This window comes from Pseudomonas sp. UW4, from assembly GCF_000316175.1.
Taxonomy (GTDB): Bacteria; Pseudomonadota; Gammaproteobacteria; order Pseudomonadales; family Pseudomonadaceae; genus Aquipseudomonas; species Aquipseudomonas laurylsulfatiphila.
Genome location: NC_019670.1, coordinates 4,618,823 through 4,633,751 on the forward strand (window position 1 = coordinate 4,618,823; position 14,929 = coordinate 4,633,751).

Consider the following 14,929-nt stretch of genomic DNA (forward strand, 5'->3'; position numbering starts at 1 on the left):
CAGTGCAGTCAATGGCTTTAGATCGCCAGAGATTTACCGCCATGAAACGTCGATACAGCTGGCCCCTGTGGACCCTCATCGGTCTCGTTGTACTGCTGATAACGCTGCACATCGCCCTGCCCTATCTGGTGCGCGATTACCTTAATGAGAGGCTGGCGGACATGGGCGACTACCGGGGCCAGATCACCGACGTGGACCTGGCCTTGTGGCGCGGGGCCTACAAGATCAATGGACTGAAAATCGTCAAGGTCGATGGCAAGGTTCCGGTGCCTTTCGTCAACGCGCCATTGATCGACCTCTCGGTGAGCTGGCACTCACTGTGGCACGACCACGCGGTGGTGGCCGAAGTGCAGTTCATCAAGCCCGAGGTCAACTTCGTCGACGGGGCCAACAAGCGAAACTCCCAGACCGGCCAGGGCACCGACTGGCGTGCCCAATTAGGCAAGCTGCTGCCCATTACCCTGAACGAAGTGCGGATCAACGACGGCAAGATCAGTTTTCGCAACTTCAACTCCAAACCACCGGTGAACATGAACGCCACGAAGGTGGATGCCAGTATTTTCAACCTGACCAACGTGGTCGACACCAAAGGCAAACGCGACGCACGCTTTGAAGGCAAAGCCTTGCTGCTGGGGCACGCACCACTGGAAACCTCGGCCACTTTCGATCCGTTGAGCGACTTCGAAGACTTCGAGTTTCGCTTGCGCACCACGGATATCGAACTCAAGCGCCTGAACGACTTCGCCGCGGCCTACGGCAAGTTCGACTTCAATGCCGGCCATGGCGACGTGGTGATCGAAGCCCAGGCCAACAAGGGCCGACTGACCGGCTATATCAAGCCACTGATGCGCGATGTTGATGTGTTCAACTGGCAGCAGGACGTGGAAAACAAGGACAAAGGGCTGTTCCGCTCGATATGGGAAGCCCTCGTCGGTGGAACCGAGACTGTCCTGAAAAACCAGGGCAAAAACCAGTTTGCGACAAAGGTCGAACTCAGCGGCAACGTTCACCAGAAGGATGTCAGCGCGTTCCAGGCTTTTTTGCAGATTTTACGCAATGGTTTCATCCAGGCGTTCAATGCGCGGTATGAACGGCCCAAGCCGGATGCAGGCTAAGTCACTAAGTGACGCCCCATTCAGAGACTGAATAAGCCGTCTGCGTTCACAGTCGACCGGGCAGCGCGTTATAGTCGGGGCTGACCCTTTTATTGCGCCCCCCCGCCCTGCCGCGTTCAGGTCGGCGTTACCGTTCGAGGATTAGCAGATGAAGTTCGAAGGCACCCAGGCCTACGTCGCCACCGATGACCTGAAGCTGGCGGTCAACGCCGCCATCACCCTGGAGCGGCCATTGCTGGTCAAGGGCGAACCGGGCACCGGCAAGACCATGCTCGCCGAGCAACTGGCCGAATCCTTTGGCGCCAAGCTGATCACCTGGCATATCAAGTCCACCACCAAGGCTCACCAGGGCCTGTACGAATACGACGCGGTCAGCCGCCTGCGCGACTCGCAACTGGGCAACGAAAAAGTCCACGACGTTCGTAACTACCTGAAAAAGGGCAAGCTCTGGGAAGCCTTCGAATCCGACGAGCGGGTCATCCTGCTGATCGACGAAATCGACAAGGCCGACATCGAATTCCCCAACGACCTGCTGCAAGAACTCGACAAGATGGAGTTCTACGTTTACGAGATCGACGAGACCATCAAGGCGAAAAAGCGTCCGATCATCATCATTACCTCCAACAACGAAAAGGAACTGCCGGACGCCTTCCTGCGCCGCTGCTTCTTCCACTACATCGCTTTCCCCGACCGCACCACCCTGCAAAAGATCGTCGACGTGCACTACCCGGACATCAAGAAAGACCTGGTCAGCGAAGCGCTGGACGTGTTCTTCGACGTGCGCAAGGTGCCGGGCCTGAAGAAGAAGCCTTCGACCTCCGAACTGGTGGACTGGCTGAAGCTGCTGATGGCCGACAACATCGGCGAAGCGGTGCTGCGCGAACGCGATCCGACCAAGGCCATCCCGCCACTGGCCGGCGCCCTGGTGAAGAACGAGCAGGACGTGCAATTACTTGAGCGTCTGGCGTTCATGAGCCGTCGCGGCACCCGCTAAGAGGCTGATGCCATGCTGCTCAACCTGTTCAATGAAATGCGCGCAGCCAAGGTGCCGGTCTCGGTACGCGAGCTGCTGGACCTGATCAACGCGCTGAAACAGCGCGTGACCTTCGCCGACATGGACGAGTTCTATTACTTGTCCCGGGCGATCCTGGTGAAGGACGAAAAGCATTTCGACAAGTTCGACCGGGCGTTCGGTGCCTACTTCAATGGCCTGGAAAAGCTCGACGACCATCTTCAGGCGCTGATCCCCGAAGACTGGCTGCGCAAGGAATTCGAACGCTCGCTGACCGACGAAGAACGGGCGGCGATCCAGTCCCTCGGCGGCCTGGACAAGCTGATCGAAGAGTTCAAGAAACGCCTCGAGGAACAGAAGGAACGTCACGCCGGCGGTAATAAATGGATCGGTACCGGCGGCACCAGCCCGTTCGGTTCCGGCGGTTTCAACCCGGAAGGCATCCGGGTCGGCGATGCCGGCAAGCGCCAGGGCAAGGCCGCCAAGGTCTGGGACCAGCGCGAATACAAGAACCTCGACGATTCGGTGGAACTGGGCACGCGCAACATCAAGGTCGCCCTGCGCCGCCTGCGCAAGTTCGCCCGCCAGGGCGCGGCGGAAGAGCTGGACATCGATGGCACCATCGACCACACCGCCAAGGATGCCGGCCTGCTGAACATCCAGATGCGGCCGGAGCGGCGCAACACCGTCAAGCTGTTGCTGCTGTTTGACATCGGCGGCTCGATGGACGCCCATGTGAAGATTTGCGAGGAATTGTTCTCGGCCTGCAAGACCGAGTTCAAGCACCTGGAGTACTTCTACTTCCACAACTTCATTTATGAATCGGTGTGGAAGAACAACATGCGCCGCACCTCCGAACGCACTTCGACCATGGACCTGCTGCACAAGTACGGCGCCGACTACAAAGTGATCTTCATCGGCGACGCTGCCATGGCGCCCTATGAAATCACCCAGGCGGGCGGCAGTGTCGAGCACTGGAACGAAGAAGCCGGTTACGTGTGGATGCAGCGGTTCAAGGAAAAGTACAAGAAGCTCATCTGGATCAACCCGTATCCGAAGGACACCTGGGGCTATACCTCGTCGACCAACATCGTGCGGGACTTGATCGAGGACCAGATGTATCCGTTGACCCTTCGTGGGTTGGAAGAAGGGATGCGGTTTCTATCCAAGTAGAAATCCGTCGCCTGTGAAGGCCTCTTCGCGAGCAAGCCCGCTCCCACATTAGTTTTGTGCACGACACAGGTCAAATGTGGGAGCGGGCTTGCTCGCGAAGCTTTTAGCTGCGTGTGAAGCGCTGCAAATACTCGACATGCTCACGATGAGCGACATCCTGCACCACCGGCCTCAACCGCACCTGCGCCCCCGGCAGGCACTGCGCCAGCCGCGCCAGCGCCAATGGCGTCAACGCCCCCAGACGCGGATATCCGCCAATGGTTTGCCGATCATTGAGCAACACAATCGGCTGCCCGTCGGGCGGCACCTGCACGGCACCCAACGGAATGCCCTCGGAAATCATCGGTTTGCCCTGGTACTGCAGCGCCGTACCCAGCAGTCGAATACCCATTCGGTCGGCACGGCTGTCGAGGTGCCATAGGCTGTTGAACGCGTCGAACAGGCTCTGCCCGCTGAACTCGCCGATCTGTGCACCGAGGACCAGGTCCAACGGCGCATCAAGGTTCAGGTCCGGTCGTTGGTCTGCGGTCAATTCGCGCAGCAACATCACCGGGTTGCCCGAATAGCTCAAGCTCGCCCCTTTACCCAGCGCACGGCCCATGCCGTCCAGCCCGCCGAGTTCCTCCCGGACCACCGTCGCGCTGCTGCCCAGCACTTTCGGCGCATCAAACCCACCCGGCGCCGCCAGATAAGCCCGGGCTCCGAGCAACGGCTGAGTGAATTGCAAACGCTGGCCTTTGTACAGCCTGAAACTGCGCCACGGGGTCAAAGCCTCGCCGCCCACCCGCGCGCCAAGATCCGCCCCGGCCAAGGCCAGCACGCAGTCTTCTTCAGCCACCACGGTGAACCCGCCGAGGGTGATTTCGATCACCGGTGCATCCAGTGCGTTGCCCAATAGCCAGTTGGCCCAGGACATCGAACGCCAATCGGCCGCTCCGCCCTGGGTCACGCCCAGATGCCGCACGCCGAATCGCCCGGCATCCTGCAACAGGCACAGCGGCGTACTCGCTTCAATCATCAGACGGCTCATGCCTGGGCCTCCAGAGGCGTATCGTCACCCCCCAGGTTAATGAACTCGGCATGGCCGACCGCTTCGAACCGTACGGTGTCACCGGGTTGCATCAGGCTGTAGCCATCACGGTTGCGGTCGAACAATCTGGCCGGCGTGCGGCCGATCAGGTTCCAGCCGCCCGGCGACACCACCGGGTAAGCCGCCGTTTGCCGCTCGGCGATGCCGACACTGCCAGCCGCGACTTTCTTGCGTGGCGTGTTCAGACGCGGCGCAGCGAGCACTTCTTCCACCAGCCCCATGAAGGCGAAGCCCGGTGCAAAACCCAGGGCGAACACCTGATATTCACGCTCACTGTGGCGGCGGATCACCTCCTCCACCGCCAACCCGCTGCGCTGCGACAACAGCGTCAATTCCGGTCCGACGCTCAAGTCGTACCACACCGGCAACACATGACAGGTACCGCGAGTACGCGCATTAGGCGACAGATCGATCAGTGCCTGGGCGATCAATTCCCGTGCCTGGCTCGGGCTCAATGCCGTCATGTCGTAATGCACCATCAATGTGGTGTAGGACGGCACCAGATCGATCAGGTGCCCGGCAAATGCCATGCGCAGACTTTCACTGGCAGCGAGCATCCACGGCATGTTGCTTTCGGCGATTTCATCGAACAGGCGCACCATCAGGCAATCCAGCGCCACCACTTCCACCCGCAGCTTCATGACGCACTCTGCCGGTCCAAGGCTTCACGAATGCGTTGCACGGCAGCGACCGAACTGGCGTTGTCGCCGTGCACGCAGAGGGTATTGGCCTGCAAATGCAGGGCGCTGCCGTCACTGGCGGTGAGCTGATCGCCACGGGCAATGGTCAGCGCCTGCTCGATGATTTTTTCCGGGTCGTGATGCACCGCGCCCGGCAGTTGTCGCGAGACCAACCTGCCGGCGCTGTCGTAAGCGCGATCGGCGAAGGCCTCGAACCACAGTGTCACGCCGTATTCATCGCCCAGTTGTTGGGCGGCGCTGTTGTCGCGGGTGGCCATCAGCATCAATGGCAGCGTGCGGTCGTAGGACGCCACCGCTTGCAAAACGGCGCGCAGTTGCGCTGGATTGGCCATCATGTCGTTGTACATCGCGCCATGGGGCTTGACGTAACTGACCCGGCCGCCCTGGGCCCGGCAGATGCCGTCGAGGGCGCCGATCTGGTAATGCAGGATGTCTTGCAGTTCCTGGGTGGCATAGGCCATGGAGCGGCGGCCGAAGCCCACCAGATCCTGATAGGCCGGATGCGCGCCGATTTGCACACCGTGACTGAGGGCCAGGCTGACGGTCTTGCGCATGATGCTCGGGTCGCCGGCGTGAAAACCGCAGGCGACGTTGGCGCAATCGATGAAGGGCATGATCTCGGCGTCCAGACCCATGGTCCAGCTGCCGAAACTCTCGCCGATGTCGCAGTTCAATAGCAGGCGGCTCACACTGAACACTCCTGTAGGCTTTATTCTTTTCTGCTGCGGGACCTATCTATAAGACAGGCCCGCAGATTATCAGTTACTGGGCGTCGAGTTGCTTGCCACGGGTTTCCGGCAGGCTCAGGGCCGCAAGGATCACCACACCGTAGGAAACCGCCGCGAAGGCACCGATGCCCACGCTCAGCGGTACGGTCTGGCTGAGCAGGCCGATCAGCAGCGGAAACAACGCCGCCAGCGCGCGGCCGATGTTGTAGCAAAAACCCTGGCCCGAACCGCGAATGCGCGTGGGGAACAATTCGGTCAGGAATGCGCCCATGCCACTGAAAATCCCCGAGGCAAAAAAGCCCAGCGGAAAGCCCAGCCACAGCATCACGCCGTTGCTGACCGGCATTTGCGTGTACAGCAAGACAATGGTGAACGAGCCGACAGCGAACAGGATGAAGTTCTTCTTGCGTCCGAGGATGTCGGTCAAATAGGCGCTGATGACATAACCCACGTAGGAACCGACGATCACCATCGCCAGATAACCGCTGGTATTGAGTACGCTCAAACCGCGTTCGTTTTTCAGGAAAGTCGGTAGCCAGGACGTGATGGCGTAGTAGCCGCCCAATGCGCCGGTGGTCAGCAACGAAGCGCGAATCGTGGTGAACAGCATGCCGGGGGCGAAGATCTCGTAGAACTTCGAAGGATTGGTCGGCGCCTCCTTGGCTTTGGCTTGACGATAGATTTCCGGATCCTTGACCAGACGGCGGACAAAAATCACAAAAATTGCCGGCACGATGCCAAGGATGAACAACGCGCGCCAGGCATCTTCCGGCGGCAATACCGAGAACAGCAGCGCATACAGGATCGCCGTCAGCCCCCAACCCAGCGCCCAGCCGGATTGCACCATGCCCACAGCCTTGCCGCGGTCCTTGGCGCGAATCACTTCGCCGATCAGCACGGCGCCGGCCGTCCACTCGCCGCCGAAACCGAAGCCCATCAGGGTCCGTGCAATCAGCAGTTGTTCGTAGTTCTGGGCAAAGCCGCAGAGGAAGGTGAAGAAGGCAAACCACAACACGGTCAATTGCAGGGTGCGCACACGGCCGATGCGGTCGGAGAGTATCCCTGCGACCCAGCCACCGATGGCCGAAGCGATCAGGGTGCTGGTGTGAATCAGCCCGGCCTGGCCGGTGGTGATGCCCCACATGGCAATCAGGGTCGGCACCACGAAGCTGAGCATCTGGGTGTCCATGCCGTCCAGGCCATAACCGATCTTGCAGCTCCAGAAGGTGCGGCGTTCCTGCTGATTGATGTTGCGATACCAGTCGAAAGGTCCCGGGCGAGCCGTGGCTTTCGCGATGACGGGGGTGTCGGGCGCACTCATGGCAAATCTCCGCGCTGATTTTATTGGTATTGTTCTGAGCCCCGACGACGCCTATCGTGGGAACCGGATGCGCCGATTTTTGGACGCGCGCCCCTGCTGCGTCCAACTAATAAAAACCCGCCTTAGACATAAGAAATCTTTATCCCATGAACCTTAAGTTTCTCGAGACCTTTGTCTGGGTTGCCCGACTCAAGAGTTTCCGCCTGACCGCCGACAAGCTCTTCACCACTCAGGCCTCGATTTCCAGCCGGATTGCGGTGCTTGAAGGCGAGCTCGGGGTGAAGCTGTTTCTGCGTGATTCGCGCGGCGTGAGCCTGACGCCCGAGGGCCTCAAAGTGCTCGATTACGCCGAGCAGATGCTGGACACCATGCAGGCACTCAAGCAGTCGATCGAGACCCGTTCGAGCAAGGCCGGACGGGTGCGCATCGGCGTGATGGACACGGTGATCCATACCTGGCTCAGCCCGTTGGTGGCGCAGATGACCGATCACTACCCACTGGTGGAAATCGAGCTGGTGGCCGATACCTCGCTCAACCTCTGCGATCAGCTGCAAAAAGGCTTTCTCGATGTGATCCTGCAAACCGACCTGCTGCGTCAGGAAAGTGTGCGCAGCCTGGAACTGGCCAGCCACCCCATGGGCTGGATCGTCGCCAGCAATTCCATTTACAACCGCGAGTACTCGGGCATCGCTGACCTGGCGGGCGAGCGGATCATCACCTATTCGAAAAATTCCCATCCGCACCAGGAAGTACTGGCCCTGATGCAGGCCAATGGCGTGATGGCGCCGCGACTGAACTGCGTGAACTCAGTGTCGGCGATTACCCGGCTGCTGCGCGACGGATTTGGCATTGGCGCGTTGCCGCCGGTGCTGGTGGCCGAGGAACTGGCGCGCGGTGAATTGACCTTGCTGGACATCGATCAGCGACCACCCGGCTTGCAGGTGGTGGTGTCGTGGCGGGTAGGTGTGGAGTGGGTCGAGGAGATTGTGGCGTTGTGTCAGCAGGTGCTGGAGGGGTATGCGCGGAAGGTGGGAGAGCGCTACATCACCCTCTCCAGTTGATGGCATCCTGTGGCGAGGGGGCTTGCCCCCGTTTGGGTTGCGAAGCAGCCCCAACACCCATCAACCAAATCATTCAGGTAAACCGCGGCTACCAATTCTACGACTGCTGCGCAGCCGAGCGGGGGCAAGCCCCCTCGCCACAGGAACCGCACGCTGTTACAACCCGCGCAGATCCCGCTCTTCGATCGGCCGACTCTGGCGCAGACGCTTGCCGCCCAGCACCACCCAGTCGATCAGCCGGAACAGGCACTCGATCCCGAACGACAGCAGCAAGGCGCCACTCATGCCCCAGATCATCGCTTCGGGCGTCAACAGGATCTGGTAGCTGTAGCCGTTCCAGGTTTCCTTGCGAATGTCCGGATCGGCGGCCAGCACCACTTGCAGGAAGCGGATGTACCACGGGCCCTGCATCGCCTGGAATTGCTTGTCCAGAGCCACCTGACGGGTCAGCAGGTTGCTCAGGCTGTCGGCGTCGCTGCGAAAGATCGGGTCCTCGCTGGCGCGGTAATGCGCGACCAGCGCCTGCATGTCACCCTTGAAGAACTGATTGGCGGTGTTCTGGAAGCCGCTCAACCCGGCTTGCGCCTCGATCAGATGGGCTTCGACCCGTTTGGCGTAATCGTTGATGAACCCCGGCACCTGGACACCGATCAGCAGGCCCGCCGCAAACAACACCAGCCGTAGATAACTGAGCAACATGCAAGGAGTCCTTATTCGGTCGTGCCCTGGCTGACGCATTCGCCGCGTCGCCACAGGCTCCATTGACCCGGTTCGTAACGGGTCCAGGTTTCGTTTTCGGTCAGGGGTTCGGTGGCGATGACGGTGACCACATCGTCAGGGGTGGTTTCGGCCTGAAAGTCGACGATCACGTCGACATCTTTCAGGCGCGCCGGGCCAAAGGGGGCGCGACGGGTGATCTGCGCCAGCTTGGTCGAGCAATAGCAGAACAGCCAGTCGCCATCGCTGAGCAGGCAGTTGAACACGCCTTTGCTGCGGTACTCGGCGCAAGCGGCCACCAGGTCCGGCAGCAACGCTTCGACCTCGACCGGTTCGGGGAACGCCGCACGCACACGGTTGAGCAAATCGCAGAATGCCGCTTCGCTGTCGGTATCGCCCACGGGGCGGTAGAAACTGGCCGTTGGCTGAAAATCCGCCAACTGGCCGTTATGGGCGAAACACCAGTTGCGCCCCCACAACTCGCGGACGAACGGATGGGTGTTGGACAGGCAGACCTTGCCGACGTTGGCCTGGCGGATGTGCCCGATCACCACTTCGCTCTTGATCGGATAGCGCTGCACCAGATTGGCGACTTCCGACTCGCAACTGGCCGCCGGGTCCTGGAACAGCCGCAGCCCACGGCCTTCATAGAAGGCAATGCCCCAACCATCGCGGTGCGGGCCGGTGCGGCCGCCGCGCTGCATCAGCCCGGTAAAGCTGAACACGATATCGGTCGGGACATTGGCGCTCATGCCCAATAACTCACACATGTTCGGACTCTCGCTCAATCGCAGGGGCAAGGTTACAGACGGGGTTCGACTCGCATCCGCTGAGGATTGCTCGGCACGGGCGGGCGACCGTAACGATCATCGCCGGCACCGCCAAACGGTTGATCATCCTCAGGTTCTTCGGCGCGGACGGCGGCTTTGGTGGCAGCCTCACGCTCCTTGCGGGCGTTGGAGGCGCGTTCGATGGGGAAACGGATCGCCACCAGCACCAGATAGAGGCCGAATGCGATCATGCCGTACATGAACAGATCGGAAATGGCCCGCCAGGCGTTGTTGCCGACCTTGAACAGCAGGTCGAGCGCGGTAATGGCGACGGCCGGTGCGACTTTGTCCTTCACCGGGTCGATGATGGTCGGGCTGAACAGCAGCACGACCATCGCCAGCCGCAGTGGCTCACGCAGCCAACGCCACATCCAGCGGGTCAAGCGCATCCACACCAACAGGCAGCCCAAAGCGGCGAAGGCGTAGAGGCCCCAAGCGATCAGATAGTCGTTCTCGGTCATGGTGTCCATGGCAAGGCAGGCAAAGAGGCGCTTATGATAACGGCTTTTCGCCCGTCAGGCTGCATCAATGCCTGACTGTTGAGCGCTATCCATGTGGGAGCGGGCTTGTGTGGCGAGGGGGCTTGCCCCCGTTGGGTCGCAAAGCGGCCCTAAAACAAGTCACTGCGGTATTTAAACAACGCGGTGTCTGTATTACGACTGCTTCGCAGCCGAACGGGGGCAAGCCCCCTCGCCACACAAGCCCGCTCCCACAGGTTGCCAAGCCCCTATTCCGTACACTGCTCGAGAGTCCTTCATGCCCCTACCCGCCAACATTCACGACGCTCCGATTGCCCACAAGGCTGATGGCTCCGATCCGTATGCCTGGCTGCAAGAGCGCGACACCGATGCAGTGCTCGACTATCTGAAAGCCGAAAACAGCTATCAGGAGGCGCAAACCGCCGACCAGGCCGGGCTGCGCGAAACCCTGTTCGAGGAGATCAAGGGGCGGATTCTCGAGACCGACCTGTCCCTGCCCTCGCCCTGGGGACCGTATCTGTACTACACCCGCACCACCGCAGGCGATGAGTATGCCCGGCACTACCGCTGCCCGCGTCCGGGCGATGACAGCCTGACCCTCGACGAAAGCCGCGAACAATTGCTGCTGGACCCCAACGAACTGGCCAACGGCGGCTTCTTTTCCCTGGGTGCGTTCAGCATCAGCCCAGACCATCAGCGCCTTGCCTACAGCATCGACTCCAGTGGCGACGAGATTTACACGCTGTTCGTGAAGGAATTGTCCGACGGCCGCGTCAGCGAGCTGGAATTCCAGGACTGTGACGGCAGCATGACCTGGGCCAACGACAGCCTGACGCTGTTCTTTGGCGAGCTGGACGACACCCATCGCCCGCACAAGCTGTATCGCTATCGACTGGACGGTACGGCGGCCGAAGAAGTGTTCCATGAGCCGGACGGTCGCTTCTTCATGCATTGCTACCGTTCAAGCTCCGAGCAGCAACTGCTGCTGTCCGTGGGCAGCAAGACCACCAGCGAAGTCTGGGTCCTCGATGCCTCCCGGCCCCAGCAGGCGTTTACCTGCCTGGCGCCCCGGGTCGAGGATCATGAGTACGACGTGGATCATGGCGCACTCGACGGGCAATGGACCTGGTTCATCCGCACCAACCGCGACGGCATCAATTTCGCCTTGTACACGGCCGTCGATACCGGCGCCGTGCCCACCGAAGCCGACTGGCAGAACCTGATCCCCCATAGCGACACGGTGATGATCGACGGCATCAGCCTGAACACCGGGGCCATGACCCTCAGCCTGCGGCTTGGCGGTCTGCCGGTCATTGAAGTTCACCCACAAGGCCTGGCGCCTTATCGCGTGCAGCTGCCGGATGCGGCCTACAGCCTGCACGTGCAAAACAGCCTGGAGTTCGAAAGCGAGCGGATTCGCCTGCGCTACGAAGCGTTGAACCGTCCGGCGCAAATCCGCCAGCTTGAGCTGGCCACCGGCGAACAGAAAGTCCTCAAGCAAACCCCGGTGCTCGGCCCGTTCGACGCCGACGCCTACATCAGCCAGCGCCTGTGGGCCACTGCGCCGGACGGCACGCAAGTGCCCATCAGCCTGGTGATCAAACGCACCGACCTCGGCAAACCAGTGCCGCTGTACCTCTACGGTTATGGCGCCTACGGCGAAAGCCTCGACCCATGGTTTTCCCATGCGCGCCTGAGCCTGCTGGATCGCGGCATGGCGTTTGCCATTGCCCACGTGCGTGGCGGCGGCGAACTGGGGGAAGCCTGGTATCGCGCCGGCAAGCAGGAGCACAAGCACAACACCTTCAGCGACTTTATCGCCTGCGCCGAACACCTGATCGCCCAAGGCTTCACCACTGCACCGCAGTTGGCAATCAGCGGCGGCAGCGCCGGCGGCTTGCTGATCGGCGCGGTGCTCAATCAACAGCCGCAGCTGTTTGGCGCCGCCATTGCCGAAGTGCCGTTCGTCGACGTCCTCAACACCATGCTCGACCCTGATCTGCCATTGACCGTGACGGAATACGACGAATGGGGCAACCCTGAAGAACCGGACGTTTATGATCGGATCAAGGCCTACGCCCCTTACGAAAACGTCACCGCGCAAGCTTATCCGGCGACCCTGGTGATCGCCGGTTACAACGACAGCCGCGTGCAGTACTGGGAAGCGGCCAAGTGGGTGGCGAAACTGCGCGCGACCAAGACCGACAGCAATCCGCTACTGCTCAAGACCGAACTGGGTGCCGGGCATGGCGGGATGAGCGGTCGATATCAGGGATTGCGTGACGTAGCTCTCGAATATGCATTTTTATTCAAGGTATTGGGTATTGCCTGAGGAGCCTGGCGCAGTGTGCCAGTCTTAATTGCGCACACCGACAGCCGATACAACCCGTACCCCTTGTGGGAGCGAGCTTGCTCGCGATGGCGTCAGCACAATCAACATTAGCGTTGCCTGTGAAGCCGCAATCGCGAGCAAGCTCGCTCCCACAGGGGATTTGCGGTGAATTCAAATTCGAGTCAGCAACACTCACAACAAAGACCGTGACGACATGTCTGAATCAACTTTTCTGAACAACGAAATTCGCGACTGGCTGATGGATTGCGGCCTGTTCAATCAACTGTTGCCGGCGGACTTCGTCGCGGCCTCGGGCTACTTCAGTATCAGCACCATTGCCCAGGGCGAGGAGATCTTCCAGGAGGGCGATGCCGGCAGCTTCATGTGCATCATCCATACCGGTCAGGTGGCGGTGCAGAAAACCACCGCTGACGGGCAACGAGTCACCATCGCCACGTTGCGCAGCGGCCGCTCGTTCGGGGAAATGGCCGTGCTCGACGGCGAACGGCGCTCGGCCAGTTGCGTGGCCGCCAGCAACTGCCAGTTGCTCAACCTGGGCAAGGACTCGCTGGAAAAGATGCTCAACGATGCACCGAAAATCGCTGCCAAGATCATCCGTGCCCTCGCCGTCTCCCTGTCCAAACGCCTGCGCATGGCCGATGGTCAATTGCTTTCGCAGCAGGTCTAGCCGCCCGGTGATTTGACTTTCGGCGGGTTCGGTTCGATTCCTGGCACTGGCTGATCCTTGGTTGGCGGGCTGGGCATTTCAATCGGCACCAACGGCGGCCCGCTACTGCCGGGGCCGACTTTCGGCAACGGCGCCGGGCTGATTTGCGGGTAAGGCGTGGGCGTGGCGGTGCCGGGCGAACCGGGTATCGGCGCGGGGCTGACGGGAATCGTTTGCAACTGTTGGGCCTGCGCTGCAGTTATCGAGAGCGCGGTCAGGGCAATGACCGTTAGAATGGTGCGCTTCATCAATGGCTCCGTTGGCCTTGTCGTCATGAACAGGCTACTCCCAACTGCGTCTGTTTGCCCTCCCGAGTTCTGCCAATTTTCTTCAAGTGAGCCCCATGAAACGTTTCGTTCTGCTGGACACCACCCCCATTCCTGAAAACGGCGGTGCCCTGTGCCTGTTCGAATATGGCGAGGATTTCGTCATCAAGATCCAGGGTGGCGACGGCGGACAATTGATGAACACGCGCATGCACGGCTCCGAAGATGCCCTGGCCGAGATCCCCTGCCGCAAAGTCGCTGGCCGACCGAATTCACGGGTGCTGATCGGCGGCCTGGGCATGGGATTCACCCTTGCCTCGGCGCTCAAGCACCTGGGCAAGACCGCCGAAGTGGTGGTCGCCGAACTGGTCCCCGGTGTGGTTGAGTGGAACCGTGGACCGCTGGGCGAAAAGGCCGGCAACCCGCTACTCGACCCGCGCACGGTGATTCGCATGGAAGACGTGGCCAAGGTCCTGCAAGCAGAACCCCAGGGCTTCGATGCCATCATGCTCGATGTCGACAACGGCCCCGAAGGCCTGACCCAGAAGGCCAACAGCTGGCTGTACTCCGCCGCCGGCCTGAACGCCTGCGCCAGGGCCATGCGCCCCAAAGGCGTGCTGGCGGTCTGGTCGGCCAGCGCTGATCGGCAATTTTCCGACAAACTGAAGAAAGCCGGGTTCAAGGCCGAGGAAGTGCAGGTCTTCGCCCACGGCAACAAGGGCACCCGCCACACCATCTGGATTGCCGAGAAGCTCAAGGGCTAGGCTAAACTTCACCCTATAACCGTCATCAGTCTTTCTACAAAGGTGAACCCATGAGTTCGTCCACCCCGACCAACACTTCGAAGCTGGATCGCATCCTCGCCGACAACCAGCGCGACAAGGAAATGGGCTACCGCGACAAGGCCCTGAAGATGTACCCGCACGTCTGTGGCCGCTGCGCCCGTGAGTTCTCTGGCAAGCGCCTGAGCGAACTGACCGTGCACCACCGCGACCACAACCACGACAACAACCCGCAGGACGGCTCGAACTGGGAGCTGTTGTGCCTGTACTGCCACGATAACGAACACTCGCGCTATACCGATCAGCAGTATTTCGGCGAAGGCTCGCTGAGCACGCCGAAAATCGCCAAGGCCACGCACAACCCCTTTGCGGCGTTGGCTGGCCTCATGAAAAAAGAAGACTGATATCTTCAGCGCTTGAACTGGCCCCTTCGCGAGCAAGCCCGCTCCCACATTGGTTTTGTGTACGACGCAGATCAAATGTGGGAGCGGGCTTGCTCGCGAAGGCGGCCTCAGCTACACCGCCAATCTCCGAACTGACCACTGCCGCCCAATCCCCGTATAATCGCGCTTTTTTCCCGAAAGGCACCCCGCTC

At 60.8% G+C, this 14,929-nt stretch carries 16 protein-coding genes; 8 read left to right on the forward strand and 8 right to left on the reverse strand.

Annotated elements, in window-relative coordinates; translation table 11 throughout:
* The first annotated feature begins 41 nt into the window (after positions 1-41).
* The 3 genes from PPUTUW4_RS20315 (at position 42) to PPUTUW4_RS20325 (ending at position 3,300) form a co-directional block, all read left to right on the forward strand.
* Complete coding sequence (locus tag PPUTUW4_RS20315; RefSeq protein ID WP_015096361.1) at positions 42-1,115, forward strand: DUF748 domain-containing protein; 1,074 nt, start codon at positions 42-44, stop codon at positions 1,113-1,115.
* Between the two features lie 148 nt (positions 1,116-1,263).
* A complete protein-coding gene (locus PPUTUW4_RS20320; protein WP_007972431.1) occupies positions 1,264-2,109 on the forward strand; it encodes a MoxR family ATPase in 846 nt (281 codons plus the stop codon).
* 12 nt (positions 2,110-2,121) lie between these two features.
* On the forward strand, positions 2,122-3,300 hold the full coding sequence (locus tag PPUTUW4_RS20325) for a VWA domain-containing protein (RefSeq protein WP_008049176.1): 1,179 nt from the start codon (positions 2,122-2,124) through the stop codon (positions 3,298-3,300).
* A 103-nt stretch (positions 3,301-3,403) separates the two neighbouring features.
* Here PPUTUW4_RS20325 and PPUTUW4_RS20330 read toward each other — a convergent pair whose 3' ends face one another.
* From PPUTUW4_RS20330 to PPUTUW4_RS20345, 4 genes are all read right to left on the reverse strand, one after another.
* Positions 3,404-4,330 carry a biotin-dependent carboxyltransferase family protein gene (locus PPUTUW4_RS20330; RefSeq protein ID WP_015096362.1) on the reverse strand — a complete coding sequence of 309 codons (927 nt, stop codon included), beginning with the start codon at positions 4,328-4,330 and terminating at the stop codon, positions 3,404-3,406.
* A complete protein-coding gene (pxpB, locus tag PPUTUW4_RS20335; protein ID WP_015096363.1) occupies positions 4,327-5,031 on the reverse strand; it encodes a 5-oxoprolinase subunit PxpB in 705 nt (234 codons plus the stop codon). Before pxpB ends, PPUTUW4_RS20330 begins: the two co-directional genes overlap by 4 nt.
* The gene (locus PPUTUW4_RS20340; RefSeq protein ID WP_015096364.1) at positions 5,028-5,780 is read right to left on the reverse strand and encodes a 5-oxoprolinase subunit PxpA; all 753 of its coding nucleotides are present in this window, start codon (positions 5,778-5,780) and stop codon (positions 5,028-5,030) included. Before PPUTUW4_RS20340 ends, pxpB begins: the two co-directional genes overlap by 4 nt.
* 73 nt (positions 5,781-5,853) lie before the next feature.
* Entirely contained in the window at positions 5,854-7,140 is a 1,287-nt protein-coding gene (locus tag PPUTUW4_RS20345) for an MFS transporter (protein ID WP_015096365.1), read from the reverse strand.
* A 146-nt stretch (positions 7,141-7,286) separates the two neighbouring features.
* Here PPUTUW4_RS20345 and PPUTUW4_RS20350 point away from each other — a divergent pair, with 146 nt between their 5' ends.
* Positions 7,287-8,201: a LysR family transcriptional regulator gene (locus PPUTUW4_RS20350; protein ID WP_015096366.1), complete on the forward strand. Its 915-nt coding sequence runs from the start codon at positions 7,287-7,289 to the stop codon at positions 8,199-8,201.
* 156 nt (positions 8,202-8,357) lie between these two features.
* On the opposite strand, the gene PPUTUW4_RS20355 is transcribed toward PPUTUW4_RS20350, so the two are convergent.
* From PPUTUW4_RS20355 to PPUTUW4_RS20365, 3 genes are read right to left on the reverse strand one after another with little or no spacing between them, the layout of a single operon-like run.
* A complete protein-coding gene (locus PPUTUW4_RS20355; protein WP_015096367.1) occupies positions 8,358-8,900 on the reverse strand; it encodes a DUF2937 family protein in 543 nt (180 codons plus the stop codon).
* Positions 8,901-8,911: 11 nt separating this feature from the next.
* A complete protein-coding gene (locus tag PPUTUW4_RS20360; RefSeq protein ID WP_015096368.1) occupies positions 8,912-9,688 on the reverse strand; it encodes a class II glutamine amidotransferase in 777 nt (258 codons plus the stop codon).
* 32 nt (positions 9,689-9,720) lie between these two features.
* Positions 9,721-10,218, reverse strand: a complete 498-nt coding sequence (locus PPUTUW4_RS20365) for a hypothetical protein (protein WP_015096369.1) — start codon at positions 10,216-10,218, stop codon at positions 9,721-9,723.
* 286 nt (positions 10,219-10,504) lie between these two features.
* On the opposite strand from PPUTUW4_RS20365, the gene PPUTUW4_RS20370 reads away from it, so the two are divergent.
* Both PPUTUW4_RS20370 and PPUTUW4_RS20375 read left to right on the forward strand, forming a co-directional pair.
* On the forward strand, positions 10,505-12,559 hold the full coding sequence (locus tag PPUTUW4_RS20370) for a S9 family peptidase (RefSeq protein ID WP_015096370.1): 2,055 nt from the start codon (positions 10,505-10,507) through the stop codon (positions 12,557-12,559).
* A gap of 214 nt (positions 12,560-12,773) precedes the next feature.
* Positions 12,774-13,247 (forward strand): cyclic nucleotide-binding domain-containing protein, encoded by a 474-nt coding sequence (locus PPUTUW4_RS20375; protein ID WP_007972417.1) that lies wholly within the window; start codon positions 12,774-12,776, stop codon positions 13,245-13,247.
* On the opposite strand, the gene PPUTUW4_RS20380 is transcribed toward PPUTUW4_RS20375, so the two are convergent.
* Positions 13,244-13,534 carry a hypothetical protein gene (locus PPUTUW4_RS20380; RefSeq protein ID WP_015096371.1) on the reverse strand — a complete coding sequence of 97 codons (291 nt, stop codon included), beginning with the start codon at positions 13,532-13,534 and terminating at the stop codon, positions 13,244-13,246. The two genes, PPUTUW4_RS20375 and PPUTUW4_RS20380, sit on opposite strands and share 4 nt — an antisense overlap.
* Before the next feature lie 95 nt (positions 13,535-13,629).
* On the opposite strand from PPUTUW4_RS20380, the gene PPUTUW4_RS20385 reads away from it, so the two are divergent.
* Together PPUTUW4_RS20385 and PPUTUW4_RS20390 are read left to right on the forward strand one after the other, a co-directional pair.
* On the forward strand, positions 13,630-14,316 hold the full coding sequence (locus PPUTUW4_RS20385; RefSeq protein ID WP_007972413.1) for an MnmC family methyltransferase: 687 nt from the start codon (positions 13,630-13,632) through the stop codon (positions 14,314-14,316).
* A 50-nt stretch (positions 14,317-14,366) separates the two neighbouring features.
* Positions 14,367-14,738: a YajD family HNH nuclease gene (locus PPUTUW4_RS20390; protein WP_007944009.1), complete on the forward strand. Its 372-nt coding sequence runs from the start codon at positions 14,367-14,369 to the stop codon at positions 14,736-14,738.
* Positions 14,739-14,929: the final 191 nt, after the last annotated feature.